The sequence below is a fragment of the Pseudomonas sp. S30 genome (assembly GCF_016518545.1).
Lineage (GTDB): Bacteria > Pseudomonadota > Gammaproteobacteria > Pseudomonadales > Pseudomonadaceae > Aquipseudomonas.
Genome location: NZ_JACVTO010000006.1, coordinates 1 through 23,572, shown reverse-complemented (window position 1 = coordinate 23,572; position 23,572 = coordinate 1). Strand labels below are relative to the sequence as shown.

Here is a 23,572-nt window from a genome sequence, read left to right as displayed (position 1 = left end):
CAGGGATGAATCGGCTCAGAGCGGTTTCACGGCGCCCGGTTTCAACGGTTCCCGGGCGAGGCCCACGGCGTTGCACAGAGGCGCGCCGAAGTCGGTCAGGCTGATCTCGAACACGTCGCCAGGGGCGGTCCTGACTTGATCGGCGAACGACAAGGTGGCGGTGCCGAAGAAGTGAATATGCACATCGCCGGGGCGCAGGAACTGTGCGTATTTGAAGTGGTGGTACTCCAGGTTCTCGAGGGAGTGGCACATGTTGTTCTCGCCGCTGAGGAAGGGCTTCTCCCACAGCACGGCGTCACCACGGCGGATACGGCTGACGCCTTCAAGATGGCCTGGCAGGTCACCCACCCGTAGCTCTGGGCCATAGGCGCAGTTGCGCAGTTTGGAATGGGCCAGGTACAAGTAGCTGCGGCGTTCCATCACATGATCGGAAAACTCGTTGCCGATGGCGAAGCCCAGGCGGTATGGCAGGCCATCGTCACCGATCACGTAGAGCCCCGCCAGTTCAGGTTCCTCACCTGCATCTTCGGCGAAGGCAGGACTCAGCAAGGCCTGGCCCGGACGAGCGACGATGGAGCCATCGCCCTTGTAGAACCATTCTGGTTGGGCGCCGACGCAACCGGCGGCCGGCCGGCCGCCCTCCACGCCCCACTGGAACATCCGCGAAGTATCGGTCTGGGCGGCGCTGTCGGTGGCTTTCTGCTGGTGCATCTTGTCGCGGGTAGAGGCACTGCCCAGATGTGTCAGGCCAGTACCGGTGATCAGGCAGTGGGCCGGATCTTCATGATCCAGTGGCGGCAGCACGCGGCATTCGGCCAAGGCGAGGGGATAACTTTCAGTCCGGCTGTCCAGCCCTCGCTCCAGCACTTCGGCGCATAGGCTGCGGCTGTTGCGGATGGCCGCGAGCGCCAGTTCACGCATGTGAGTGGTATGGCGGACTGCCTGGATCTGCTCGCCCTCGACCACGCCCACTTGACGTTCGCCGGTTGCGGTTTCGAATTGGATCAGGCGCATGCGGCCTCCTTGTTGTTCTTCTGGGGATCGATGGAGACCACTTTAATTTTCCCGCGCGGTGCTGCCTAATGACAGCTGTTCTTCCCGTGATAACTTTTAGTGATCGCCTATGCTTCCACCCTTGAGCTCCATGGCCTCTCGCCTACGTTTGCGCCAACTGCGCTTGTTGATCAGCCTTGAAGAGCTCGGCTCGATCCACAAGGCCGCCGAAGCCATGTCCATCACCCAGCCAGGCGCCACCAAGGCCCTCAACGAGATCGAGTCGACCTTGGGCGCTGTGCTTTTCGAGCGCACCAGCAAAGGCCTGGAAGCCAATGATCTCGGCCGCTGCGTCGTGCGCTACGCAAGACTCATCAACACGGACCTGGCTCATCTTCGCGAAGAGATGATAGGTATCCTCCAAGGCCACGGCGGGCGAATTTCCGTCGGCACCATAATGGGCGCAGTGCCCATGCTGGTCGAGGGCCTGGCACAGTTGAGAGCAGAACAACCAGACTTGTCGGTCACGGTGATCGAAGACACCAGCGACCGCTTGCTGAGCCTGCTGGATGAGGGTCGTCTGGATGTGGTGATCTGTAGAACGAGCGTCAGCCGTCGGCCGGATTCATACGAGAGTAGAGTCAGGCATCAGGAACAACTCGTGCTGATAGCGAATCCAGGACATTCCCTTGCTGATAGCCAATGCCTGGATCTGGTGCAACTGGTGGGATTCCGCTGGATCGTGTTTCCGGTGAACATGCCTATGCGATTGACCCTTGAGCGAGAGTTTCGAGAGGCAGGACTCGGCTTTCCGCAATACCCGATCGAAACCTCTTCGACTTTCACGACCTTGGCGATGCTACGCCAGGATCCACAGCTATTGGCCGTCATGCCGTTCGATGTGGTCAGACTGGACATCGAGTGCGGCACACTCATAAAACTGCCTTTGCAGATAAAGTCGCGCAGTGAACCTTATGAGATCGTGACACGCCGGGGCGTAGACCTGAGCAATGCGGCCAGGTCACTCATTGATTTTTTAGTGGGAGAGACAATTTAGCCGGATTTGTACGAGACCAGGCCATACTATTGAGTAAGTTGTAAGGGGTCTAAAGACTTCCGGACCTTCATCCAGGTGAAAATGTTCGCCACACAGAAGTGTCTGATGACCAAGCCATGTCTTATCTCTATTCCTGAATTCTAGCATGGAGCCGCCTGCCTAGTGCCCGACCAAGGCTCCAGCCATGCGCAAGCAGCCCGCTCGCTCGGCTAGATGGATTTCGCACTACGCCGTTGGTTTGGCCCGCTTCAGCACGAGCGTGGCCACATCAAACCTGCCAGCAGAGCCTTGACTCCAGAGCAGCAAAATCCAAGAGCCCGAAGATTGGATAACGCGCCTGAATGCGAGAAATCAATGAAAAACGCAGTCGAGTGAAAGCGTTGTTCACGCGAGGGCGAGATGTACCCGGCAGCCGCTGCGTCGAGGCCATAATCCTGGAGGAAAGTGAGTAGATCGGGCGGTCAAAGGCGCGCAGCCTGATGCGTGCCCCGTCGCCGATTAGCAGGCAGCCAAGATCATCGCCTACAAAAAACGCGACGATCGAACGGCCAGGTCTTCCGAATATTTCAAATAGTGCGTTTGATGCCGAAGCAGCCAATCAGGCAGGCGACATTATTTGCGTTTTGGGCGCAGGACAAATCAAGCGAGGTGGCTGATCAGTTGATCGGGCGCCTCGCTTATTCTGAACTGTGCACCACCACAAGCAGTTCTGCTTGCGTTTGCGAAACCGTGCGGATGCGGTGAGATTTCTGCGCATTGAAATGGAGGGCGTCGCCTTCTTCCAGGGTAAGGCGCTCGGTACCGAAATCGACCTCCACGCTTCCGCGATGGACGTAGACGAACTCTTCTCCCAAGTGCTCCTTGAAGGCGGAATGCCCAAACGAGCGTGGCGGGTAAACCATGAAGGGCAACAATGCCCTCTGCCCGATATGCTGCGCAAGAGGTACATGCGTGGAAGCCGCCTGGTCACCCGGCACATTACGTTGCTGACGGCGAACCAGGCTGTAGCCCTCGACCGGCACCGCTTCAGTGCTGAAAAGCTCCTCAGCCTGAACGTTGAGCGCCTTGGCCAACTTCAATGCTACCGCAATCGAAGGCGAGCTCATTCCGCGCTCGACCTTGGAAAGGTAGCTCTTGGTCAGCCCGGTCTGAACGGCCAACTGCTCCAAGGTGATACCCATCTTCTTACGCAAAATTCTCAGCTGAACCGACATCCGAAGCTGTTCCTTGAAAAATAATGACACAGAGCTTGATTATGACACCTTGTGTCATTAGGATCGCCTTGTGTCCTAACGCCGTTGCAGCGGCCTAAGGGAAGAATCGCCTACTACTTCGTCCAGGTACCGACCGTGAACACGACCATGCAGACCTCGAAGGACCAGCTCGTCAAGCTCGCCCATAGGCAAATGCAGACTGCGCTGATCGACAATGACTACACGCCGCGCGAGAAGCTCGCACTGACCTGTCGCATCTTGTTCGATGGCGGCCACGACTCGGGCCTTGCAGGTCAAATCACGGCCCGAGCTGAAGTACCGGGGACCTATTATACGCAACGGTTGGGTCTGGGCTTCGATGAGATCTCAGCATCGAACCTACTGATCGTGGACGAAGATTTGAACGTACTGGATGGAAACGGCATGGCCAACCCGGCCAACCGATTCCACAGCTGGCTGTATCGCGCACGCCCGGATGTGAACTGCATCATCCACACCCACCCCCTGCACAGCGCATCCCTCTCGATGCTTGAAGTGCCGCTGGAAGTCTCGCACATGGACCTTTGTCCACTCTTCGATGATTGCGCCTTCCTGAAAGAGTGGCCTGGTGTGCCTGTCGGCAATGAGGAAGGAGAGATCATCTCCAAGGCCATCGGCGACAAGCGGGCGATCTTGCTCTCTCACCACGGCCTTCTGATTGCTGGCAGTTCCGTTGAAGAAGCCTGTGTGCTGGCCTTGCTGTTCGAGCGTGCAGCCAAGATGCAATTGCTGGCCATGAGCGCCGGTGAAATCCGTCCGCTCCCAGAGCTGCTCGGCAAAGAAGCCCATGACTGGATCTCTACCCCCAAACGTCACGGCGCAGCGTTCAGTTACTACGCTCGTCGCGCCTTGCGTACTCAACGCGACTGCCTGAGCTAATTGCAGCTGTACTCATTCTTGGAAAACGGTAAAGGTGCCTCGTATGTCCACACCCGAAATCAAAGGCGTTATCGGCTACACCATCACTCCATTCGCATTAGATGGCTCGGTGGACCTGAATGCTCTGGGCAAATCTATCGACAGCCTTATCCAGTCCGGCGTACATGCCATTGCTCCGCTGGGAAGTACCGGTGAAGGCGCTTATCTGTCCGACAGCGAGTGGCAGTCGGTCGTACGCTTCAGCCAGGAAAAGATTGCTGGCCGCGTACCTTCCGTCGTCAGCGTCTCGGACCTGACCACTGCGCGCACTGTCCAGCGTGCCCAGTTCGCTGAGTCCTGCGGCGCGACTGCTGTCATGGTTTTGCCAGTCTCCTATTGGAAGTTGACCGAGACCGAAATCGTTGACCACTACAAGGCGGTCGGTGCGGCGATCAACATCCCGATCATGCTCTACAACAACCCGGGTACAAGCGGTACCGACCTGTCAGTCGACCTGATCTTGCGCATCCTGGGTGACGTAGAGAACGTCACCATGGTCAAGGAAAGCACTGGCGACATTCAGCGTATGCACCGTCTGTACAAAGCGACCGGTGGCAAGGTTGCGTTTTACAACGGTTGCAACCCGCTGACGCTGGAGGCTTTGGTGTCCGGCGCCACTGGCTGGTGCACTGCCGCACCTAACCTCATCCCTGATCTGAACCTGGCGCTCTGGGATGCTGTTCGGAACGACGACCTGGCCGAAGCGCGCGCGCTGTTCTACCGCCAGTATGAGCTGCTGGAGTACATCACCCGCCGTGGCCTGCCCACCACCATCAAGGCTGGCCTGAAAATGCTGGGACTCGATGTTGGTGCGCCGCGCCTGCCGCTGCAGCCTCTGGATGCTCAAGGCAGCGTCTACCTGAAAGGTCTGTTGGACGAGCTGTCCTCGGAAAAGTGATCTGACCAGGTATGTTCGGCAGTACCCCGCTCCCTGACATACCTGCCGCGATGTTGCTCGTTCGAACACCGGTACCCCTTCTTTCGCCTCGCCGCGTCATTACTGAGAGATTGTCATGAAAGTTCATTTCATCGTCCACGAATCATTCGAAGCACCTGGAGCGTATGAAACCTGGATACGGGAGCGCGGCCATGAAGCCAGCTATTCTCGCGTCTACGCCAATGAGGCTCTGCCAGGTAATGCGGACGGCATCGATTTGCTGGTCGTGCTGGGTGGGCCACAAGACCCTGCCACCCGGATTGAACAGTGCCCCCACTTCGATGCCGCTGCCGAATGCCGCGTGATCAGTCAGGCCATTGAGGCCAACAAAGCGGTCGTAGGTATCTGTCTCGGTTCGCAGCTCATCGGCGAAGCGCTGGGTGCAAAGTTTGACCACAGCCCTGAAAAGGAAATCGGTAAATATCCGATCAGCCTCACTGCTGAGGGTAAGGCCAGCAGCAAAGTCGCTCATTTCGGCGATGTACTCGAAGTTGGCCACTGGCATAACGACATGCCTGGCCTGACCGCCGCCGCGAAAATCCTCGCTGTGAGTGAAGGCTGCCCTCGCCAAATCATCGAGTACACCAACCTGGTTTACGGCTTCCAATGCCACATGGAATTCACCCGTGAAGTGGTTGAGCTTCTGATCGCCGCCTCGGAGACAGATCTGCTCACCCTCAATGATCACCGCTTCGTTCAGCAGCCAGCAGCGCTGCGCGCCAATGACTGGGATGAGATGAACCAGAAACTTTTCACGTTCCTGGACAAGCTGGTCGTCGAATATCAGGCAGCTCAGTAACCACCAGCCTTGGCTGAGCAACAAGCACAAGAATGAGATAGGCGTGAACAAGAAAAAGCTTACTCGCCGTATCGGACACGGAATTGTCTTGGGCATCAGCGTCGGGTGTGCGTATTACCCTTTGCAGGCAGCGAGGCACAGACGAAGGAAATCGCCTCCTACTTCTCGCTAATCACCAGCATCTTCCTGGGAATGGATGACCATCGGACCGCTGGTTTTCATCACGTTGTCCCGCCATTACAAGAGCTTTCGCGGAGCAGAGCAGCCCGCGAATCTGCTGAGGCATAGAGTTTCAAGCCAGAAACGAAAAAGCCCGCCATAAGCGGCGGGCTTTTTCATATAGACATCACTTCGGAACAAACCCGAGGTTCGCTCCGTACGGCTGCAGGACTGAATATGGCTGTTGCAAGCCACGTTCTAGCACTCACAAACCGCTGCGAATATGGTGGGTCGTGTAGGATTCGAACCTACGACCAATTGGTTAAAAGCCAACTGCTCTACCAACTGAGCTAACGACCCGTTGGATGGCGCGTATATTACTGATTTCTCACGGGAAATCAATACCCGTCCAGATTTTTTTCAAAAATACCGGGTCGGGTCCGCTACGCCTGCTTGCTTGAAGCCGTCGGCGCGCAAGCGACAGCTGTCGCACTTGCCGCACGCTCGCCCCTCGTCATCCGCCTGGTAGCAGGACACGGTGAGGGCGTAATCCACACCCCGCGCCATGCCGGCCTGGACGATCTGCGCCTTGCTCAGATTCTGCAACGGCGCCTGGATGCGAAAGCCTTCGCCTTCCACGCCCGCCTTGGTCGCCAGATTGGCCATGCGCTCGAAGGCTTCGACGAACTCGGGGCGACAGTCTGGATAACCGGAGTAATCCACCGCGTTGACGCCGATGAAGATATCGTGCGCCTCAAGCACCTCTGCCCAGCCCAGGGCCAGGGACAAGAACACCGTGTTGCGCGCAGGCACATAAGTGACAGGAATACCTTCGGTGGGCGCCTCAGGCACGTCGATACTGCTGTCGGTCAGTGCAGAGCCGCCGATCCCGTCCAGGTTCAGACCGATGACCTTGTGTTCGACCACGCCCAGGTCGCGCGCTACGCGCGCCGCCGCCTGCAATTCAGCACGATGGCGCTGGCCGTAGTCGAAACTCATGGTATAGCAGCTATAGCCCTGGGCCTTGGCCATCGCCACCACCGTGGCCGAGTCCAGGCCGCCGGACAGCAGGATTACCGCACGTTTTTCTGTCATGTCATCCACTCTCCTGATCAGCGCCCGGGTTCGTCGTTCCACAGCAACTTGTGCAGTTGCAACTGGAAGCGCACGGGCAGGTTATCAGCGACGATCCAATCCGCCAGCGCAGTGGCACTCACCTGATGGTGGCTGGGGGAAAACAGTACTTCTCCGACGCGTTGGTCGAGGTTGTACTGAATCAGCTTCGATACGGCCCAGTCATAGTCTTCGCGCGAGCAAATGACGAACTTGACCTGATCATTGGCCGTGAGGTGCTCGATGTTCTCATACAAGTTGCGGTGTACCTCCTGGGAGCCTGGCGTTTTCAGATCCACCACACGGCTGACGCGCGGATCGACCTTGGAGACATCCAGGGCCCCACTGGTTTCCAGCGAGACCTCATAGCCTGCGTCGCACAGCCGCTGCATCAGGGGCAGCGCGTTGGGCTGAGCCAGGGGCTCACCCCCGGTGACGCAGACGTAGCGCGGCCGGAAACCAGCCACTTGCTCGAGTATGTCGTCCAGTGTGCGGACGGTGCCGCCACTGAACGCGTAGGCGCTGTCACAGTACTGGCAGCGCAGCGGACAGCCGGTGAGACGCACGAACACCGTGGGCAGCCCAGCCGTTCGCGTCTCCCCCTGCAATGAGTAGAAGACTTCGGTAATGCGTAATGTGTCTTGCATGATCGCCAAGGGCGTGACAGCTATACAGGCTGACCGCCTCCGTCAGGCACCGGCGCGAACTCGACATAGCGTTATTCGCGACAGCGTGTTTACGAAAAAAGGGCAGAGAGTCTAACGAAAAAACCCGCGGCAGGCGCGGGTTTCTTGCACGGGGTGTCACTCAGATCTTCTGCAAGTCGCGTTGAGCCAGCTGAGCCGCGGACGTGCCCGGGTACTGGTTGATGACTTGCTGAAGAATGCCTTTGACCTTGTCCGTGTGGCCCAGGCGACGCTCGACATCCGCCAGTTTGTACAGGGAGTCGGGCACCTTGCTGTGCTTGGGGTACAGTTGGCTGACCTTGGCGAATGCCTGGCTGGCACCCTGCAGGTCGCCCTTGGCCAGGTTCACTTCCCCCAGCCAGTACTGGGCGTTGCCGGCGTACTGACTGTTCGGGTACTTGCGCAGGAAAGCGGCGAAGGCCTGGCTGGCTTTGTCGAAATCCTTCTGCTTGATCAGGTCGAAGGCGGCGTCGTAGAACAGCTTTTCCTTCGCCGGGTCGGCCGGTTCTGCACTGGCCGTCTGCTGAGCGGCGCCGGCGCCGACAGCTGCACCTGCAGCGCTCGAGGCGCCACCGGTACTGGAATTATCGGGTGTCGCGGCAGGTGCAGCCGCGGTAGCACCACTGGTGATGCGCTTGTCCAGATCCTGGTAACGCTCCAGGTTTTCCTGCTTCATGCGCGAGACATCGTTCTGCAGCTCTTCGATGATGCCTTGCTGGCGGGAGATCTGGTCCTGCATCTGTTGCAGCTGCATGAACAGCTGGCCCTGCGCGGACGCGGGAGACGAAGCTCCCACGCCGGCAGAGGCGCCGCTCGTGCCATAACCCGAGGGCGCATAAGTGCCCCCGTTGTCATCTACTACAGGAACCGCAGCCAGTGCCGAAAGCGGCAGGCTGAGGGCGAGGACGGTTACAACACGGCGGCCCATTCGCATAGGAACTTACTTACGCAGTTCTACGCGACGGTTTTGAGCCCAGGACTGCTCGTCGTGGCCGGTGGCAACCGGACGCTCTTCACCGTAGGAAACCAGTTCCAGCTGAGCAGGCGAAACGCCTTGCAGAACCAGGTAACGCTGAACGGCCTTGGCACGACGCTCACCCAGAGCCATGTTGTACTCGCGGGTACCACGCTCGTCGGTGTTGCCTTCCAGGACGACACGGTTGCCGTTGGCTTTCAGGTCCTTGGCGTGAACGTCCAGAGCGCGCATGGCTTCTGGCTTCAGGTCCGAGCTGTCGTATTCGAAGTAGAAGGTGGTGATTGCGCGCAGAGCGGCTTCTTCGCTCAGGGAACCGTCGACGGCACCGGTGTTTGCACCGTAGCCAGCGTTAGGATCTACCGCGGCGCCTTCGCCAGCATTGTCACCGCCCTTGGAGGAACAACCTACGGCTACGGCCATGGCCAGAGCCAGCGCAGCGAATTTACCAAACTTCAGCATTTCCATCGTGAAACTCCTAATGAAACCCCAGTGTGTTAAGCAATATTGTTACGCCGCAATCAGTTCAGGTAGGGGGACCAGGACGGTTCTCTGACTTCGCCTTGAGCGGTAGGAAGTGGGAGCCTCACACGGCCGTTAAGCGACACGAGCATCAAGACTCCCCGGCCCTGCTGGCGGGTGGCGTAGATTAGCATGGTGCCGTTGGGCGCAACAGTGGGAGACTCATCAAGACTGGTCTCGGAGAGAATCTTTACACTTCCGCGCTGCAAGTCCTGTGCCGCCACCTTGAAGTTGGTGAAACCTTCCTGACGGTGAATCATTACGAGAGTCTTTTCATCCGCCGAAAGTTTCGGGTTGGCATTGTAGTTACCGACGAACGTCACGCGCTCGGCGCCACCGCCGCTGACGGAAGTTTTGTAGATCTGCGGTTTGCCACCCCGGTCGGAAGTGAAATACAGGGTGTTGCCATCCTTGCCCCAGAACGGCTCGGTGTTGATGCCCGGGCCAGCGGTCACGCGACTGATCTGACGCGAGCCCATGTTCATCACATAGATGTCCGGGTTGCCGTCCTTGGACAGCACGAACGCCAGGCGATTACCGTCCGGCGACCAGGCAGGCGCGCCGTTGAGGCCTTCGAAGTTGGTGATCTGCTCGCGGCGACCCGTATCGATGTTCTGTACGAAAATACGTGGGCGACGCTGTTCGAACGACACGTAGGCGATACGTTTGCCGTCCGGGGCGAAGCGCGGCGAGAGGATCGGCTCACGCGACTGCAGGAGCGTCACGGCGCGTGCGCCGTCGTAGTCCGAGCGCTGCAATGTGTAACGGGTGTTGTTGGTCGAGAAACGCTCGGCCGTCACGTACAGCATGCGAGTCGAGAACGCGCCCTTGATGCCGGTCAGCTTTTCGAACGACTGGTCGGCGATGTAGTGCGCCATGTCACGCAACTGATCTGCGCTGCCGCCGACGCTACCGGTCAGCACCTGCTGCTCGGTGGCCACGTTGAACAGCGCATAGCTCACCTGCAGGCGACCGCCGGATGGGACGATGTTGCCGACCATCACGTACTGCGCACCCAGCGCTTTCCAGTCGCGGAAGATGACTTCGCTGGCCTGGGTGGGCTGGCTGATCATGTTCTGGCGCGGAATGGGCGAGTAGTAACCGGAGTTGCGCAGGTCGTTGCCGATGATGTCGGCCATGTCTTCAGGCAACACGCTGCCACCCTGCAGGCCGAACGGCACCACGGCGATGGGCGTCGCCCGGTCGCTGCCGCTGGTGACCAGGATGTTCTTTTCCTCTGCCATCGCCATGCCTGCCACGCAGCAGAGCAAGACCAGCAGTCCTCTCAGACGTTTAATCACAACGCAAGATCCTCAGGTGTAAATGTCATCTTGAACGAACGATACGGATTGAATTCGTTCGGCTTCAAGCCCTGCATTTCAGTCAATCGACCAATATTCTTCACGGCGGCCACTGCCGAGCTGTCGAACGGACCATCGCCGCTGGACTTGGCCACGCTCACGTTGGTGACGGTTCCATCCGGCAGCATGTTGATCTGCAGTACGACCGTCATGCCCTTGCGAGCCGAAGGCGGACGTGCCCAACCCTCTGCGGCGCGCATGCGGATCAGGTCATCGAAATCACCTGCCACCTGGTCCCCTTGCTCGTCGGCCAGCGCTTGCTGACGTTCGGTGGTGTCGGACAGCAACTCGGCCAGTGCCTGCGCCTTCTTGTCCTCGGCCGCCTTGCGTGCCGCATCCTGTGCCTTTTTCTTCTGAGCCTCCGCAGCCGCCTTCTTCTTGGCGTCCTCAGCGGCCTTCTTCTTCGCTTCCTCGGCTGCCGCCGCCTTTTTCTTGGCGTCTTCAGCAGCCTTTTTCTTCGCGTCTTCAGCCGCTTTCTTCTTGGCCTCTTCGGCGGCAGCCTTCTTGGCTTCTTCCTCGGCCTGCTTCTTGGCTTCGTCCTCTGCCTTCTTCTTGGCGATATCGGCCTGCTGTTTCTTGGCTTCTTCGGCCTTCTGCTGCTCGGCAGCCTTCTTCGCCTCGGCGGTCTTGGCGGCCTCTTCGGCTTTCTTTGCCTCTGCGGCTTCACGCGCCTGTTCGGCTTTTTGAGCGGCATCGGCTTTCTTTTGTTCCGCCGCCTTCACCGCTTCCTGCTCGACCTTCTTCTGCTCCATCTGCTCGACTTCGGTCTGGCGCGAAGCGGTCTTCTTCGCTTCCCCGGCAATCTTCTGATTGGTCTGGGTGGTGGCCTGACTCTTGGACTTGAGCTGATACAGCGTAGCCTGAACGATCGGCTTTGACGGGGGCAGTTCTGGGGTCATGGCGAAGCTGACGAACAGCAGGCCGAAGACCAGCACGTGCAGGCCTATGGCCCAGACACTGGGCCAGAAATAGCTTTCCGAGGCGGAGGGCTCTCGCTGTTGCATCAGGGCGCCTCGGTAATCAGGCCAACGTTACCGACACCGGCCTTCTGCAAACCGCCCATCGCGCCCATTACCGCGCCGTAGTCGACGGCCTTGTCACCGCGAATGAAGACCTGGGTCTGCTTGCCCTGGTCTCGACCTGCCGCGATGATCTTGGTCACTGCACCGGTCATTTCCGGCAATGTCATGGCCTTGGCCATCTGCTTGTCGGTATCGACCTCGCTGCCCAGGTTCCAGTAGTAGGTCTTGTCGGCCTTGATCGAGATGGTGAGGATCTGCACGTTGTTGTCCTGCGGCAAGGCTTCGCTGGAAACCTTGGGCAGGTCGACCTTCACGCCCTGGTTGAGCATGGGTGCGGTCACCATGAAGATGACCAGCAGCACCAGCATCACGTCGATGTAGGGCACCACGTTCATCTCGGCGACCGGCTTGCGTTTGTGGCGAACTCGGGCCATGGATGTCTACCTGATCACTCTTCGCTGGTGTGTACTTTACGGTGCAGGATCGCCTGGAACTCGTCGGCGAACGTGTAGTAGCGACCGATCAGCGTCTCGCTGCGCGCGGCAAAGCGGTTGTAGGCGATCACCGCTGGAATGGCGGCGAACAGGCCGATTGCAGTGGCCACCAGCGCTTCGGCGATGCCGGGCGCCACGGTGGCCAGGGTGGCCTGCTGGGCGCTGGCCAGGCCGCGGAAGGAGTTCATGATCCCCCATACGGTGCCGAACAGGCCGATGTACGGGCTGGTGGAACCCACGGTAGCGAGAAACGGCAGGCTCTGCTCGAGCTTCTCTTCTTCGCGCGAGATGGCCACGCGCATGGCGCGCCCTACCCCTTCCATCACCGCATCCGGGTCGACGCCAGGCTGCTGGCGCAGGCGCGAGAATTCCTTGAAGCCGGCACGAAACACCTGCTCCACCCCGGAGTCCGGATCAGGGTTGCTGCCCGCCTGGCGGTACAGCTTGGACAGGTCGATACCCGACCAGAAGCGCTCTTCGAAAGCGTCCAGCGCACGACGACCGGCGCGCAGCATGGTGCTGCGCTGGAAGATCATGATCCAAGAGGTCACCGAGGCTGCCACGAGGGTCAGCATCACCAGCTGAACCACCACACTGGCATTGGCGACCAGGCTCCACATGGAGGTATGGTCGACGACGTTTGCTTCCACGCTTATTCTCCTGCGTTCGATTGAGTACCCGAGCCGTGCGCCATGAATGCCTCACGCAGTTCAACGGGAATGGCCCGGGGTTTGAAAGTGTCGGCGCGCACGGCGGCCACCAGAAACTGCCCCTCGCAGAGCAGCGTTGCGTCCTTGTCCCGCCAGACCTGCTGCACGAAACGCAGGCTGGCGCGGTTCAGCTCGAGCACCTGCGCGGTGACCCGCAGTTCGTCATCCAGCCGAGCAGGCGCGTGGTAGCGGGCTTCGCTGGAATGAACCACGAACAACAGGTTCTGCTGAGCCAGTTCGGACTGGGCAAAGCCCAGCTGACGCAGCCGTTCGGTGCGCGCACGCTCCATGAATTTCAGGTAGTTGACGTAGTAGACCACTGCACCGGCATCGGTATCTTCGTAATAGACCCGACAGCGGTGTGCGAACGGTTCAAGCCGGTTTTGCGCGCGCATACTCTAGTGCTTACTCCTCAGCTTGCCAATCCGCCTCGACAACTGTTTTTTCGCCCGTCACGACCAGATAGCTGCGCCTTCGCAGGGTGCTGGCGCTATGACCACGAAATGCCCGGTTTGATCGGTCACAGATCATCGGGATCGGAAAATTCTCCGCCTTCGGCGAAGCGTCCGGGAATGTTCAGACCGAAATGCAGATAGGCGTGCCGGGTCACGACTCGCCCCCGCGGGGTACGCATGATGTAGCCCTGCTGGATCAGGTACGGTTCGAGCACGTCCTCGATGGTGTGTCGCTCCTCGCTGATGGCCGCGGCCAGGTTGTCCACGCCCACCGGCCCCCCGTCGAACTTCTCGATCATGGTCAACAGCAGGCGGCGGTCGGAGTGATCGAAGCCACGCTCGTCCACATCCAGCAAGTTGAGCGCCATGTCGGCGATGTCCTTGCTGATCTGGCCCTTGCCACGCACCTCGGCATAGTCGCGTACCCGCCGCAGCAGCCGGTTGGCGATGCGCGGAGTGCCACGGGCGCGGCGTGCGATCTCGAACGCCCCTTTGTCCTCGATGACCAGGCCCAGGATGTTCGCGGAGCGACTGACGATCGTCGCCAGATCCTGGTTGCTGTAGAACTCCAGGCGCTGGACGATCCCGAAGCGGTCGCGCAGCGGGTTGGTGAGCATACCGGCGCGGGTGGTCGCACCGACCAGGGTGAAGGGCGGCAGGTCGAGCTTGATCGAGCGCGCGGCAGGCCCCTCGCCGATCATGATGTCGAGCTGAAAGTCTTCCATGGCCGGATAGAGCACTTCCTCCACCACCGGTGACAGGCGATGGATTTCGTCGATGAACAGCACGTCGTGCGGTTCCAGGTTGGTCAGCATCGCCGCCAGGTCGCCTGGACGCTCCAGGATGGGGCCGGAGGTGCTCTTGACCGACACCCCCATCTCGTGGGCGATGATGTTGGCAAGGGTGGTCTTGCCCAGCCCGGGCGGACCGAAGATGAGCGTGTGGTCGAGGGACTCGTGACGCCCGCGCGCGGCCTGGATGAACAGTCCCATCTGCTCGCGCACCACGGGCTGGCCGATGTAGTCGTCCAGGCTCAGCGGGCGAATGGCGCGGTCCTGGACCTCTTCGCGGTCACGGCCGCTGGCGGCGATGAGACGGTCGGCGTCGATCACTTGACGATCATCCCCTTCAGGCTATGGCGGATGAGCTCTTCACTGCTCATGCTGGCCTTGTCCTTGATCGCGGAAATGGCCTTGCTCGCTTCCTGAGGCTTGTAGCCCAGCGAAATGAGCGCGCTCACGGCATCGGCCTCGGCGCTGGAGGTGCTGGCCACCGGCAGTGGACCGTCGGAAACCAGGGTGAACATGGCCGGCGAGGTCTCCCAGGCCTTGAAGCGATCCTTGAGTTCCACCAGCAGGCGCTCGGCGGTCTTCTTGCCGACGCCCGGAACGCGGACCAGCGCCGAGGCGTCCTGGGCCTGCACGCAGCGCACCAGCTCATCGACCTCGAGGCCCGACATCAGTGCCAGGGCGAGCTTGGGGCCGACGCCGTTGAGTCTGATCAGCTCGCGAAACAGCTCGCGCTCGCGCTTCTCGAAGAAACCGTAAAGCAGGTGGGCGTCTTCGCGAACCACCAGATGGGTATGCAGCGTGACGGTTTCGCCCACCTTGGGCAGGCGATACAACGTGGTCATCGGCACCTCGAGCTCATAGCCCACGCCGTTGACATCGACAATCAGGTGCGGCGGCTGCTTTTCCGCCAGGGTGCCACGCAAACGTCCAATCACGTTCCGATCCTTTATCTGGGGCGTCCGGCCAGCGACCGGACAACCCTATCAGCAAATACGCCAGGTGAGCGTCGCCCCCGGACAAAATATGTATCAGCGCATGAAGTGGTTACAGGCGCAAGCGTCCGCCGCGCCGCCGCGCCGTCCCCAGGCCGTGCGGCACCAGGCTGGACCGGGTATGGGCATGGCACAAAGCGATGGCCAGTGCGTCGGAGGCGTCGACCTGAGGCTTCTGGGTCAGCTTGAGCAAATGCATGACCATGAGCATCACCTGCTCCTTGTTGGCGCCACCGCTACCAGCCACCGACTGCTTGACCTGGCTGGCCGTGTACTCGGCGATCTCCAGGCCCGCCTCGGCGGCGGCGACGATGGCGGCCCCGCGCGCCTGGCCGAGCTTGAGGGCCGAGTCGGCGTTGCGGGCCATGAACACCCGCTCGATGCCCATGGTGACAGGTTCATGCAGGCGGATCACTTCGCTGACGCCGCGGAACACGATCTGCAGGCGCTCATGCAGCTCGCCCCCGCCGGTGCGGATGCAACCGGAAGCCACGTATTCGCAACCGCGCGGAGTATGACGCACGATCCCGTAGCCAGTGATGCGCGAGCCAGGATCGATCCCGAGGATCAGGCTCATGAAACCTGCGACTCAGGAAGCCAACCACCGAGCGCTGCGCCCGTAACCCTGCTGATACCCTGCGGCCAGCCCGAGATGGCTGTTCCCGCTAAAAGCGCCGCGCAGGTCGAGGAGCGCCTCAAGCCAGCTTCTCCATGATCTCATCGGCGATCTGTGCATTGGAATAGACGTTCTGCACATCGTCCAGGTCCTCGAGCATGTCGATCAGCTTGAGCACCTTCTGTGCACCGTCTTCATCCAGCTCTGCACTGGTGGTGGGCTGCATGACGATCTCGGCATCGGCTGCCTTGAAGCCCTGCTCTTCCAGCGCCGAGCGCACGGCGTAGAAGGCATTGAAGGAGGTGAACACCTCGTACGAGCCATCGCCGTTGTCGACCACATCGTCGGCATCGGCTTCCATGGCGGCCTCCATCAAGGCCTCCTCGTCGACGCCCGCCGCGAAGCTGATCTGCCCCTTGCGCTCGAACAGGTAGGCCACCGAACCGTCGGTGCCCAGGTTGCCCCCGCACTTGGAGAAGGCATGGCGCACGGCCGCAGCGGTGCGGTTGCGGTTGTCGGTCATGGCCTCGACCATGATCGCCACCCCACCCGGGCCGTAGCCTTCATAGGTGAGCTCCTCGACGTTGTCGCTTTCGTTCGTGCCAACACCTCGGGCCACGGCGCGATCGATGATGTCGCGGCTCATGTTGGCGCCCAGGGCCTTGTCCAGGGCCAGGCGCAAGCGAGGGTTGGAGGCCGGATCGCCACCGCCTTGCTTGGCCGCGACGGTCAGCTCACGGATCCACTTGGTGAAGATCTTGCCTCTCTTGGCATCCTGGCGTTCTTTGCGGTGCTTGATGTTCGCCCACTTGGAATGACCGGCCATAACGTCTCCAAACTCCTGAAACAGAAACAGGTTCCGCCCCGAAGGGCGGAACACGAATAAGCCTGCGCCATCGCGCAAGCGCCCCGTCAGGCGGGGCGCTCAAAGCCGATCACTCGACCTTGGTCTGCTCGCGCAGGCGGATGTGCAACTCGCGCAGCGCCTTGGCGTCGACCTGGCCCGGAGCCTGGGTCATGACGTCGGCGGCACTCTGGGTTTTCGGGAAGGCGATCACTTCACGGATCGACTGGGCGCCGGTCATCAGCATGACCAGACGATCCAGACCGAAGGCCAGACCACCATGAGGTGGCGCGCCGAACTTCAGCGCATCGAGCAGGAAGCCGAACTTCTCTTCCTGTTCAGCGGCTTCGATACCCAGCAGACGGAAGACCGCCTGCTGCATTTCCTTGCGGTGGATACGAATCGAGCCACCACCGAGTTCTGTGCCGTTGAGGACCATGTCGTAGGCCCGCGACAGCGCGCCGGCCGGGTTGGCTTCCAACTCCTCGGGGGTGCACTTCGGCGCGGTGAACGGATGGTGCAGCGCGCTGAAGCTGCCGTCTTCGTTTTCCTCGAACATCGGGAAGTCGACGACCCACATGGGAGCCCACTCGCAGGTCAGCAGCTCGAAGTCGTGGCCCAGACGGATACGCAGGGCGCCCAGTGCTTCACTGACGACCTTGAACTTGTCGGCACCGAAGAAGACGATATCGCCGTCGACCGCGCCGACGCGATCCAGGATCACTTCGAGATTGGCTTCAGGGATGTTCTTGACGATCGGCGACTGCAAGCCCTCGACACCCTTGGCACGCTCGTTGACCTTGATGTAGGCCAGGCCCTTGGCGCCATAGATGCCGACGAACTTGGTGTACTCGTCGATCTTGCTGCGCGGCATGCTGGCGCCGCCCGGGACGCGCAACGCGGTGACGCGGCACTTGGGATCGTTGGCCGGACCGGCGAACACCTTGAAATCGACGTCCTTGAGCTGGTCGGCGACATCAACCAGTTCCAGCGGGTTGCGCAGGTCAGGCTTGTCGGAGCCGTAGCGGCGCATGGCCTCTTCGAAGGTCATGTGCGGGAAGTCGCCGAACTCCAGGTCCAGCACTTCCTTGAACAGCTTGCGGATCATGCCCTCGGTCAGGCCCATGATCTCGGACTCGTCGAGGAAGCTGGTCTCGATGTCGATCTGGGTGAATTCGGGCTGGCGGTCGGCGCGCAGGTCTTCGTCGCGGAAGCACTTGGCGATCTGGTAGTAGCGGTCGAAGCCGGCCACCATCAGCAGTTGCTTGAACAGCTGAGGCGACTGCGGCAGGGCGAAGAAGCAGCCGGCGTGGGTGCGGCTGGGCACCAGGTAGTCGCGCGCGCCCTCGGGGGTAGCACGGGTCAGGATCGGCGTTTCGACGTCCAGGAACCCGTTCTCGTCGAGGAAGCGACGGATGCTGCTGGTGATGCGCGAACGCAGACGCAGCTTGTCGGCCATTTCCGGGCGACGCAGGTCGATGAAGCGGTAGCGCAGGCGCGTTTCCTCACCCACATCGGAGTATTCGTTCAGCGGGAACGGCGGCGTCTCAGCTTCGTTGAGCACGGTCAGCTGGTAGCCCAGCACTTCGATGGCACCCGAGGCCATGTTCGCGTTCACCGCGCCTTCGGGGCGCTTGCGCACCTTGCCGGTGATCTGCACGACGTATTCGCTGCGGACACGGTCAGCAGCGGCGAAGGTGTCGGCGCGATCCGGATCGAACACGACCTGGGCCATGCCTTCGCGATCACGGATATCGAGGAAGATCACCCCGCCGTGGTCGCGACGACGATGGACCCAGCCGCAAAGGGTGACTTCCTGGCCATCCAGGCTCTCGTTCAGTTGGCCGCAATAGTGGCTGCGCATCATGATCTTGGTTTCGCTTCTCGTGATTCGTGTAGTCGGTGGCGGTCTTGCGTGCCAGAAAGGCTAATAGTGCAAGACCCTGTCGCTGCAATTCAACTCAGTCGGCCTTGTCGCCCGCCAGGTTCTTCTTGGCGCCGGTCTTGAAGTCGGTTTCGTACCAGCCATTGCCGCTGAGGCGAAAGCCAGGCACCGACAGCAGCTTCTTCAGCGCTGGCGCCTGACAGGCCGGGCAATCGGTCAATGGCGCAGCGCTGATCTTCTGCAAAGCCTCCAGGCGATGGTCGCAGGAAGCGCATTGATAGTCATACAGGGGCATGGAGGTCTCTCGTCAACCACAACGCAGGCTGCCGGGGCAGCAAAAACCGCGATTATATATGGTTAGACAGTGCAGCGCAGCCCGCCAGGCGATCAGTGCGGCGCTGGAGGATCGAGCAACCAGGCCACGCAGATCACCCGGATCAGCCCGCTGAAGTTGCGTACCCCACCCTGGCGCAGGTGCACCTCCCGATCGACGTAGGAAAGCACGGCGCTCACCGAACAATGGTTGGCTTCGGCGATACGTTCGAGAATACGCCAATAGATCGCCTCCAGGCGCAGGCAGGTGGCGAAACCATTCAGCCTCACCGAGCGGGACACCGGAATCACCTGCATCATGTCGAAGTCGCCTTTGAAAGGGTCCTTGCAGCCCTTGTCCGGCCAACCGCTGTACCTGTTCACCTGCCCCATCCGTGCCCCCTCGTCGCTGCCGATCAGCCCTGGAGCAAAGGCACCAGGTTGGCGCAATGAAGCGCCCTCGCGCCGCGCCAGAGCAGCGGCAAGCGTTTCCCGACGACGAAAAAAGACCCGGCATCGCAGAGACGATGCCGGGTCACGGATGACGCGGGTCGACCGGTGTGAACCGCGCTTACTTGCCGTCGAGCAGCACGCGCAACATCCAGGCCGTCTTCTCGTGCACCTGCATGCGCTGGGTCAGCAGGTCGGCCGTCGGCTCGTCACTGACTTTGTCCACCACCGGGAAAATACTGCGGGCGGTTCGCACCACCGCTTCCTGGCCCTGTACCAGCTGACGGATCATTTCGTCCGCCGGCGGCACTCCGGCCTCCTCCTCGATGGAGGAATGCTTGGCATAGAAGGCATAGGACCCCGGTGCCGGGAAGCCCAGCGCACGGATACGCTCGGCGATGGAGTCGACGGCCAGGGCCAGTTCGTTGTACTGCTCCTCGAACATCAGGTGCAGGGTACGGAACGAGGGGCCGGTGACGTTCCAGTGGAAATTGTGGGTCTTCAGATACAGGACATAGGTGTCCGACAGCAGTCGCGACAGTCCTTCGACGATGGACTTGCGGTCTTCTTCACTGATACCGATATCAATAGCCATGAATCTCCCCTTTGAGTAAGGCTTGATGATCAAGCGGGCTGCGACACTCTAGCAATACTTGCAGGACGCTTCTCATTAAACGATTCAATAGGGCTTCACTCAAGGCTTCCGGTTTGAGAACGCTCAGGCTTTGCTGTTAAATAGGCACCGTGCCACCCGTGCGGACCTTTATTGCCGGGTGCATAGGCTGACTGTCCCGTGACCGCGCTTCACCACGCCTGCGCACCGGGCCGGCAGCTCTTCCTGTGATCGGCCTTCTCTACCATGTGAGCCCAACCCATGTTCAAGATCGTCCATCTGGTGACGGGCGTAGCGGCTTTGCTGCTGTCGCTCATACCCAGCCTCAGAACCGATGCTGCACCGCTCCTGCAACAACCCGACGCCCTGTACCTGGCCCTGCTGGGCCTGCTCAATCTGATCCTGGCGCCCGTTGTTCCCCACTACTACCACAGCCCTCGACAGAAGCTGCAGAACCTGGTCAGCCCACTGCTGGTGGCGGCCGTCGTGCTGCAGACCATCACCCTGCTGGCGCGTCCGGAACTCGGCAGCCTGTGGGCGATGCTCTGTGCGGCGCTCGCGGTACTCCTGCACCTGGTAGCAGGGTTCGCCCGCACTGCGCAGCAGTCGCGCACCGCGCACGCCGGGCCCATCGATGCCAGCAACCGTGATACCGGTACCGTGAAGTGGTTCAACACCTCGAAAGGTTTTGGATTCATTTCCCGCGACAGCGGCGATGACATCTTCGTGCACTTTCGCGCCATCCGTGGCGAAGGCCATCGCGTGCTAGTGGAAGGCCAGCGCGTGGAATTCTCGGTGATGCACCGCGACAAGGGCCTGCAGGCCGAAGACGTGGTCGCGGTTTCACGCCGCTGACCCAACGCCTCCGACGCCCTCAGTAATGGGGCGGCGGAGGCTCATCCCCACCGGCCTCGTACTGGCCGACCATCTCCTCGTAGCGCTTGAGCAGCTCCGCCATCTGCAATTGCAGGCGCTCGATCGCTCGGTTCTGCCCTGCCAGCTCATCGCTGAGCGACTGAAGGGTATCGTCCTGAAACGCCTGGCGCGTTTCCAGTTCGACGATGCGCGACTCCAACGACATCTCAAGCCTCCTCGAATCCGTCCAAGGCCAACGCAGCCACGCGTCGACGCACTTCATCCACCGCACCAGCGGGGTAATCCAGCGCAGGCACCTTGCCCCAGATTGGCGCCGGCCAGGCGACATCGGCGCGATGACGGACCACCACATGCACATGCAACTGGCTGACGACGTTGCCCAGGGTGGCGACGTTCATCTTGTCCGCCGTGAATTCGAGCTTCAGCGCAGCAGCCAGCGCGGTGACTTCACGCCACAACTGTTGCTGATCGACTTCCTTGAGGTCGAACACCTCGCAGATATCCGCGCGCCGGGGCACCAGGATGAACCAGGGATAGTTGGCATCTCGACTGAGCAGCACTCGGCACAACGGCAAATCCCCGAGCACCAGGCAATCCTGCTGCAGACGTGAATCCAGAACGAACACGGTAAACCTCCAAGTGAGTGGCGATCCGACCTCAGGGCCGACGACGCACAAGCATACCTTGACGACAATGCCAGGGGCACGGCGGAACACCTCATCATCCTCTCTTCGTATCGAGATGCATCAAAGGTGGTAACCAAACGCTACATTTCGCACCAAAAAGATGCGCCCGCAACAGAATCGTCACAGCGCCCAGGCACAAACTACTCAGCATCAACAGTCAACGGTAACACCTTGAGTTTTTTGCGAACGCGTGCGCACACCGATCGACCGGATCGGTGGTCGCGCAGCCAGCCGCCAACCCCGCGCCAGGCGGGCAGTTGAGGATGCCCAAAAAAGATTTTGTGAAAAATTCATCAAATGACGGGAAGGTTGTGCACGCTTGTTGCATTCAGCTAACGCCAAGTCAGCAGTGCTTCACCAGTGGCGCTGCGGCAGAGACACAGCGGCAGGATCAACCATGGAACCCGTCCCTTCGGGCTTTACGGCAGCATTACGGAGGGTGGGGAGCGCTGCGGTACGTACGCCCCCGTGTGACGGGACGTGATTTGCGACATGGAAATAACCGCCAACGACGTGACCATAAACTTACCGAAAGGTTCGGCTTTTACCGTCGCGAAGTTTGCTCAGCGTGATGTACATTTTTTGCGGACATAAAAAGAAAGCGCTGCCCCGCATAACCACAACCAATTGGGCGTAGCGGTACTCTTCCTAAACCAAAGGAGCAAATCACGATGCGCGTGATGAAGTGGAGCATGATCGCCCTGGCTGTAACCGCAGGGACCTCGCAGATGGCAGTCGCCTCGTCGCAGGACGATTCCAAGGGTTTCATCGAAGATAGCAAGCTGAACGTCAAGATGCGCAACCTGTATTTCAGTCGGGACTACCGTAACGCCGAAACCGCTCAGAATCGTCTCGACAATAGGCGTCACGATCAGCGGGAATGGGGACAAGGCTTCATCGGCACCTACGAATCGGGCTTCACCCAAGGCACCATCGGGGTTGGTATCGACGCCATCGGCCTGCTAGGCCTGAAGCTCGACAGCGGTCGTGGCTACTCGGGCACCGGGCTGTTCCCCAACGGTTCCGATAATCGCGCCCAGGACAACTATTCCAAAGGCGGTGGGGCGGTCAAATTCCGCGTTTCCGACACCGTTCTCAAGGTAGGCCAGCAGTTCACCGCGCTTCCAGTCTTCGCCACTGACGACAGCCGGCTCCTGCCGGAAACCGCCGAAGGCGCTTTGATCACCAGCAACGAGATCAAGGGCCTCACGCTGCACGCTGGTCGCTTCACGGCGCTGAACGCCCAGGCCGAAACCAACCACGACAGCCTGAACCTGAAGTCGGCCAACGTACTGGGCGGCACCTACCTCATCACCGACGGCCTGAGCACCAGCCTCTACTATTCGAAGGTCGAGGATTACTGGCGCAAATACTATGGCAACGTGAACTGGGCGGTTCCGCTGTCCGACAAGCAGGGCCTGGTGTTCGACTTCAACATCTATGACACAAAGAGTGACGGCCGCGCGCTTCAAAAAGCATACAACAACCCCGATAAAAAGCTCGATAACCGCGCCTTCAGCCTGTCCGGCGCCTATAACATCGGCGCCCACACCTTCACGCTGGCCTACCAGCGCGTGACCGGCGATGGTGACTATGGCTACGGTGTGGACGGTGGCGGCACTGTCTTCCTGGCCAACTCCGTGGCCCGTTCGGACTTCAACGCCGAAGACGAGAAATCCTGGCAGGCACGCTACGACCTGAACTTCGCCGAGTTCGGCGTCCCAGGCCTGTCGTTCATGACTCGCTACATCCGCGGCACCGGCGCCAACACCGCCGCCACCGACAACGGCAAGGAATGGGAACGTGACATCGACGTGAAATACGTTCTGCAGGAGGGTCCCGCCAAGGATCTGAGCTTCCGAGTCCGTCAGGCCACCTACCGCTCCAGCGATGGCGTGTACTACGGGTCGGGCTCGCTCGACGAACTGCGCCTGATCGTCGAGTACCCGCTGAGCATTCTGTAAGCTCAGTCTCGCGGTGCTGAACATGAGGAAGCCCGGCAGATGCCGTAATGCTGTTCACTTAAGCATTTGAGTCCGAGCCAGGGTTTCTAGA

Annotated in this window: 27 protein-coding genes and 1 tRNA gene; 6 read left to right on the top strand and 22 right to left on the bottom strand. The window is 60.4% G+C overall.

What is annotated here, in order from left to right:
• Positions 1 to 15: 15 nt before the first annotated feature.
• The gene (gene araD1, locus IAE34_RS08630; protein ID WP_200138461.1) at positions 16 to 1,014 is read right to left on the bottom strand and encodes an AraD1 family protein; all 999 of its coding nucleotides are present in this window, start codon (positions 1,012 to 1,014) and stop codon (positions 16 to 18) included.
• 109 nt (positions 1,015 to 1,123) lie between these two features.
• On the opposite strand from araD1, the gene IAE34_RS08625 reads away from it, so the two are divergent.
• A complete protein-coding gene (locus IAE34_RS08625) occupies positions 1,124 to 2,050 on the top strand; it encodes a LysR family transcriptional regulator (protein WP_200138460.1) in 927 nt (308 codons plus the stop codon).
• A gap of 677 nt (positions 2,051 to 2,727) precedes the next feature.
• Here IAE34_RS08625 and IAE34_RS08620 read toward each other — a convergent pair.
• A complete protein-coding gene (locus IAE34_RS08620) occupies positions 2,728 to 3,264 on the bottom strand; it encodes a helix-turn-helix domain-containing protein (RefSeq protein WP_200138459.1) in 537 nt (178 codons plus the stop codon).
• A 135-nt stretch (positions 3,265 to 3,399) separates the two neighbouring features.
• Between IAE34_RS08620 and IAE34_RS08615 the strand changes: the two genes are divergently transcribed.
• From IAE34_RS08615 to IAE34_RS08605, 3 genes are all read left to right on the top strand, one after another.
• Positions 3,400 to 4,182, top strand: a complete 783-nt coding sequence (locus tag IAE34_RS08615; RefSeq protein ID WP_200138458.1) for an aldolase — start codon at positions 3,400 to 3,402, stop codon at positions 4,180 to 4,182.
• 43 nt (positions 4,183 to 4,225) lie between these two features.
• Positions 4,226 to 5,119, top strand: coding sequence for a dihydrodipicolinate synthase family protein (locus IAE34_RS08610; RefSeq protein ID WP_200138457.1), 894 nt, complete (start codon positions 4,226 to 4,228; stop codon positions 5,117 to 5,119).
• 115 nt (positions 5,120 to 5,234) lie between these two features.
• Complete coding sequence (locus IAE34_RS08605) at positions 5,235 to 5,957, top strand: type 1 glutamine amidotransferase (RefSeq protein WP_200138456.1); 723 nt, start codon at positions 5,235 to 5,237, stop codon at positions 5,955 to 5,957.
• Between the two features lie 443 nt (positions 5,958 to 6,400).
• Here IAE34_RS08605 and IAE34_RS08600 read toward each other — a convergent pair.
• The 18 genes from IAE34_RS08600 to IAE34_RS08515 all read right to left on the bottom strand — a co-directional run bounded on the left by IAE34_RS08600 (position 6,401) and on the right by IAE34_RS08515 (position 19,937).
• A tRNA-Lys gene (locus IAE34_RS08600) sits at positions 6,401 to 6,476 on the bottom strand.
• A gap of 60 nt (positions 6,477 to 6,536) precedes the next feature.
• Complete coding sequence (gene queC / locus IAE34_RS08595) at positions 6,537 to 7,211, bottom strand: 7-cyano-7-deazaguanine synthase QueC (protein ID WP_200138455.1); 675 nt, start codon at positions 7,209 to 7,211, stop codon at positions 6,537 to 6,539.
• 17 nt (positions 7,212 to 7,228) lie between these two features.
• Entirely contained in the window at positions 7,229 to 7,876 is a 648-nt protein-coding gene (gene queE / locus IAE34_RS08590; protein WP_200138454.1) for a 7-carboxy-7-deazaguanine synthase QueE, read from the bottom strand.
• A gap of 160 nt (positions 7,877 to 8,036) precedes the next feature.
• Entirely contained in the window at positions 8,037 to 8,849 is an 813-nt protein-coding gene (gene ybgF, locus IAE34_RS08585) for a tol-pal system protein YbgF (protein ID WP_200138453.1), read from the bottom strand.
• A gap of 6 nt (positions 8,850 to 8,855) precedes the next feature.
• Positions 8,856 to 9,356, bottom strand: a complete 501-nt coding sequence (gene pal, locus IAE34_RS08580) for a peptidoglycan-associated lipoprotein Pal (protein ID WP_029611891.1) — start codon at positions 9,354 to 9,356, stop codon at positions 8,856 to 8,858.
• A gap of 53 nt (positions 9,357 to 9,409) precedes the next feature.
• Entirely contained in the window at positions 9,410 to 10,660 is a 1,251-nt protein-coding gene (gene tolB, locus IAE34_RS08575; protein ID WP_233631043.1) for a Tol-Pal system beta propeller repeat protein TolB, read from the bottom strand.
• A 47-nt stretch (positions 10,661 to 10,707) separates the two neighbouring features.
• Entirely contained in the window at positions 10,708 to 11,775 is a 1,068-nt protein-coding gene (tolA, locus tag IAE34_RS08570) for a cell envelope integrity protein TolA (protein WP_200138451.1), read from the bottom strand.
• Positions 11,775 to 12,227: a protein TolR gene (gene tolR, locus IAE34_RS08565; RefSeq protein ID WP_029611894.1), complete on the bottom strand. Its 453-nt coding sequence runs from the start codon at positions 12,225 to 12,227 to the stop codon at positions 11,775 to 11,777. The genes tolA and tolR overlap by 1 nt, the downstream gene beginning before the upstream one ends.
• Positions 12,228 to 12,241: 14 nt before the next feature.
• Positions 12,242 to 12,937, bottom strand: a complete 696-nt coding sequence (tolQ, locus tag IAE34_RS08560) for a protein TolQ (protein WP_039579479.1) — start codon at positions 12,935 to 12,937, stop codon at positions 12,242 to 12,244.
• A 2-nt stretch (positions 12,938 to 12,939) separates the two neighbouring features.
• A complete protein-coding gene (gene ybgC / locus IAE34_RS08555; RefSeq protein ID WP_200138450.1) occupies positions 12,940 to 13,392 on the bottom strand; it encodes a tol-pal system-associated acyl-CoA thioesterase in 453 nt (150 codons plus the stop codon).
• A gap of 125 nt (positions 13,393 to 13,517) precedes the next feature.
• Complete coding sequence (gene ruvB, locus IAE34_RS08550) at positions 13,518 to 14,564, bottom strand: Holliday junction branch migration DNA helicase RuvB (RefSeq protein ID WP_200138449.1); 1,047 nt, start codon at positions 14,562 to 14,564, stop codon at positions 13,518 to 13,520.
• Complete coding sequence (ruvA, locus tag IAE34_RS08545) at positions 14,561 to 15,178, bottom strand: Holliday junction branch migration protein RuvA (RefSeq protein ID WP_200138448.1); 618 nt, start codon at positions 15,176 to 15,178, stop codon at positions 14,561 to 14,563. The genes ruvB and ruvA overlap by 4 nt, the downstream gene beginning before the upstream one ends.
• A 109-nt stretch (positions 15,179 to 15,287) precedes the next feature.
• On the bottom strand, positions 15,288 to 15,812 hold the full coding sequence (gene ruvC / locus IAE34_RS08540) for a crossover junction endodeoxyribonuclease RuvC (protein WP_200138447.1): 525 nt from the start codon (positions 15,810 to 15,812) through the stop codon (positions 15,288 to 15,290).
• 118 nt (positions 15,813 to 15,930) lie between these two features.
• Positions 15,931 to 16,677 carry a YebC/PmpR family DNA-binding transcriptional regulator gene (locus IAE34_RS08535; RefSeq protein ID WP_200138446.1) on the bottom strand — a complete coding sequence of 249 codons (747 nt, stop codon included), beginning with the start codon at positions 16,675 to 16,677 and terminating at the stop codon, positions 15,931 to 15,933.
• Between the two features lie 109 nt (positions 16,678 to 16,786).
• Positions 16,787 to 18,562, bottom strand: a complete 1,776-nt coding sequence (gene aspS / locus IAE34_RS08530) for an aspartate--tRNA ligase (RefSeq protein ID WP_200138445.1) — start codon at positions 18,560 to 18,562, stop codon at positions 16,787 to 16,789.
• 94 nt (positions 18,563 to 18,656) lie between these two features.
• Complete coding sequence (locus IAE34_RS08525; protein WP_200138444.1) at positions 18,657 to 18,875, bottom strand: FmdB family zinc ribbon protein; 219 nt, start codon at positions 18,873 to 18,875, stop codon at positions 18,657 to 18,659.
• A gap of 92 nt (positions 18,876 to 18,967) precedes the next feature.
• Positions 18,968 to 19,285, bottom strand: coding sequence for a ribbon-helix-helix domain-containing protein (locus IAE34_RS08520; protein ID WP_200138726.1), 318 nt, complete (start codon positions 19,283 to 19,285; stop codon positions 18,968 to 18,970).
• Positions 19,286 to 19,463: 178 nt separating this feature from the next.
• The gene (locus tag IAE34_RS08515; RefSeq protein WP_200138443.1) at positions 19,464 to 19,937 is read right to left on the bottom strand and encodes a Dps family protein; all 474 of its coding nucleotides are present in this window, start codon (positions 19,935 to 19,937) and stop codon (positions 19,464 to 19,466) included.
• A gap of 279 nt (positions 19,938 to 20,216) precedes the next feature.
• Between IAE34_RS08515 and IAE34_RS24570 the strand changes: the two genes are divergently transcribed.
• Entirely contained in the window at positions 20,217 to 20,810 is a 594-nt protein-coding gene (locus IAE34_RS24570; RefSeq protein WP_200138442.1) for a cold-shock protein, read from the top strand.
• A gap of 19 nt (positions 20,811 to 20,829) precedes the next feature.
• Here IAE34_RS24570 and IAE34_RS08505 read toward each other — a convergent pair whose 3' ends face one another.
• Together IAE34_RS08505 and IAE34_RS08500 are read right to left on the bottom strand one after the other, a co-directional pair.
• Positions 20,830 to 21,036 carry a SlyX family protein gene (locus tag IAE34_RS08505; protein ID WP_200138441.1) on the bottom strand — a complete coding sequence of 69 codons (207 nt, stop codon included), beginning with the start codon at positions 21,034 to 21,036 and terminating at the stop codon, positions 20,830 to 20,832.
• A 1-nt stretch (position 21,037) separates the two neighbouring features.
• On the bottom strand, positions 21,038 to 21,457 hold the full coding sequence (locus IAE34_RS08500) for an HIT domain-containing protein (RefSeq protein WP_200138440.1): 420 nt from the start codon (positions 21,455 to 21,457) through the stop codon (positions 21,038 to 21,040).
• 731 nt (positions 21,458 to 22,188) lie between these two features.
• Between IAE34_RS08500 and IAE34_RS08495 the strand changes: the two genes are divergently transcribed.
• Positions 22,189 to 23,481, top strand: coding sequence for an OprD family porin (locus IAE34_RS08495; protein ID WP_200138439.1), 1,293 nt, complete (start codon positions 22,189 to 22,191; stop codon positions 23,479 to 23,481).
• Positions 23,482 to 23,572: the final 91 nt, after the last annotated feature.

What these genes read in the sequence shown, in the direction of transcription:
- pal (WP_029611891.1), bottom strand. Translation starts at nt 9,356, where the DNA reads ATGGAAATGCTGAAGTTTGGTAAATTCGCTGCGCTGGCTCTGGCCATG.
- IAE34_RS08515 (WP_200138443.1), bottom strand. Translation starts at nt 19,937, where the DNA reads ATGGCTATTGATATCGGTATCAGTGAAGAAGACCGCAAGTCCATCGTC.
- IAE34_RS08625 (WP_200138460.1), top strand. Translation starts at nt 1,124, where the DNA reads ATGCTTCCACCCTTGAGCTCCATGGCCTCTCGCCTACGTTTGCGCCAA.
- IAE34_RS08605 (WP_200138456.1), top strand. Translation starts at nt 5,235, where the DNA reads ATGAAAGTTCATTTCATCGTCCACGAATCATTCGAAGCACCTGGAGCG.
- IAE34_RS08535 (WP_200138446.1), bottom strand. Translation starts at nt 16,677, where the DNA reads ATGGCCGGTCATTCCAAGTGGGCGAACATCAAGCACCGCAAAGAACGC.
- queE (WP_200138454.1), bottom strand. Translation starts at nt 7,876, where the DNA reads ATGCAAGACACATTACGCATTACCGAAGTCTTCTACTCATTGCAGGGG.
- tolB (WP_233631043.1), bottom strand. Translation starts at nt 10,660, where the DNA reads ATGGCGATGGCAGAGGAAAAGAACATCCTGGTCACCAGCGGCAGCGAC.
- IAE34_RS08520 (WP_200138726.1), bottom strand. Translation starts at nt 19,285, where the DNA reads ATGGGGCAGGTGAACAGGTACAGCGGTTGGCCGGACAAGGGCTGCAAG.
- ybgF (WP_200138453.1), bottom strand. Translation starts at nt 8,849, where the DNA reads ATGCGAATGGGCCGCCGTGTTGTAACCGTCCTCGCCCTCAGCCTGCCG.
- IAE34_RS08620 (WP_200138459.1), bottom strand. Translation starts at nt 3,264, where the DNA reads ATGTCGGTTCAGCTGAGAATTTTGCGTAAGAAGATGGGTATCACCTTG.
- queC (WP_200138455.1), bottom strand. Translation starts at nt 7,211, where the DNA reads ATGACAGAAAAACGTGCGGTAATCCTGCTGTCCGGCGGCCTGGACTCG.
- aspS (WP_200138445.1), bottom strand. Translation starts at nt 18,562, where the DNA reads ATGATGCGCAGCCACTATTGCGGCCAACTGAACGAGAGCCTGGATGGC.
- IAE34_RS08525 (WP_200138444.1), bottom strand. Translation starts at nt 18,875, where the DNA reads ATGCCCCTGTATGACTATCAATGCGCTTCCTGCGACCATCGCCTGGAG.
- ruvC (WP_200138447.1), bottom strand. Translation starts at nt 15,812, where the DNA reads ATGAGCCTGATCCTCGGGATCGATCCTGGCTCGCGCATCACTGGCTAC.
- IAE34_RS08610 (WP_200138457.1), top strand. Translation starts at nt 4,226, where the DNA reads ATGTCCACACCCGAAATCAAAGGCGTTATCGGCTACACCATCACTCCA.
- IAE34_RS08505 (WP_200138441.1), bottom strand. Translation starts at nt 21,036, where the DNA reads ATGTCGTTGGAGTCGCGCATCGTCGAACTGGAAACGCGCCAGGCGTTT.
- IAE34_RS08495 (WP_200138439.1), top strand. Translation starts at nt 22,189, where the DNA reads ATGCGCGTGATGAAGTGGAGCATGATCGCCCTGGCTGTAACCGCAGGG.
- ybgC (WP_200138450.1), bottom strand. Translation starts at nt 13,392, where the DNA reads ATGCGCGCGCAAAACCGGCTTGAACCGTTCGCACACCGCTGTCGGGTC.
- tolR (WP_029611894.1), bottom strand. Translation starts at nt 12,227, where the DNA reads ATGGCCCGAGTTCGCCACAAACGCAAGCCGGTCGCCGAGATGAACGTG.
- IAE34_RS24570 (WP_200138442.1), top strand. Translation starts at nt 20,217, where the DNA reads ATGTTCAAGATCGTCCATCTGGTGACGGGCGTAGCGGCTTTGCTGCTG.
- tolA (WP_200138451.1), bottom strand. Translation starts at nt 11,775, where the DNA reads ATGCAACAGCGAGAGCCCTCCGCCTCGGAAAGCTATTTCTGGCCCAGT.
- araD1 (WP_200138461.1), bottom strand. Translation starts at nt 1,014, where the DNA reads ATGCGCCTGATCCAATTCGAAACCGCAACCGGCGAACGTCAAGTGGGC.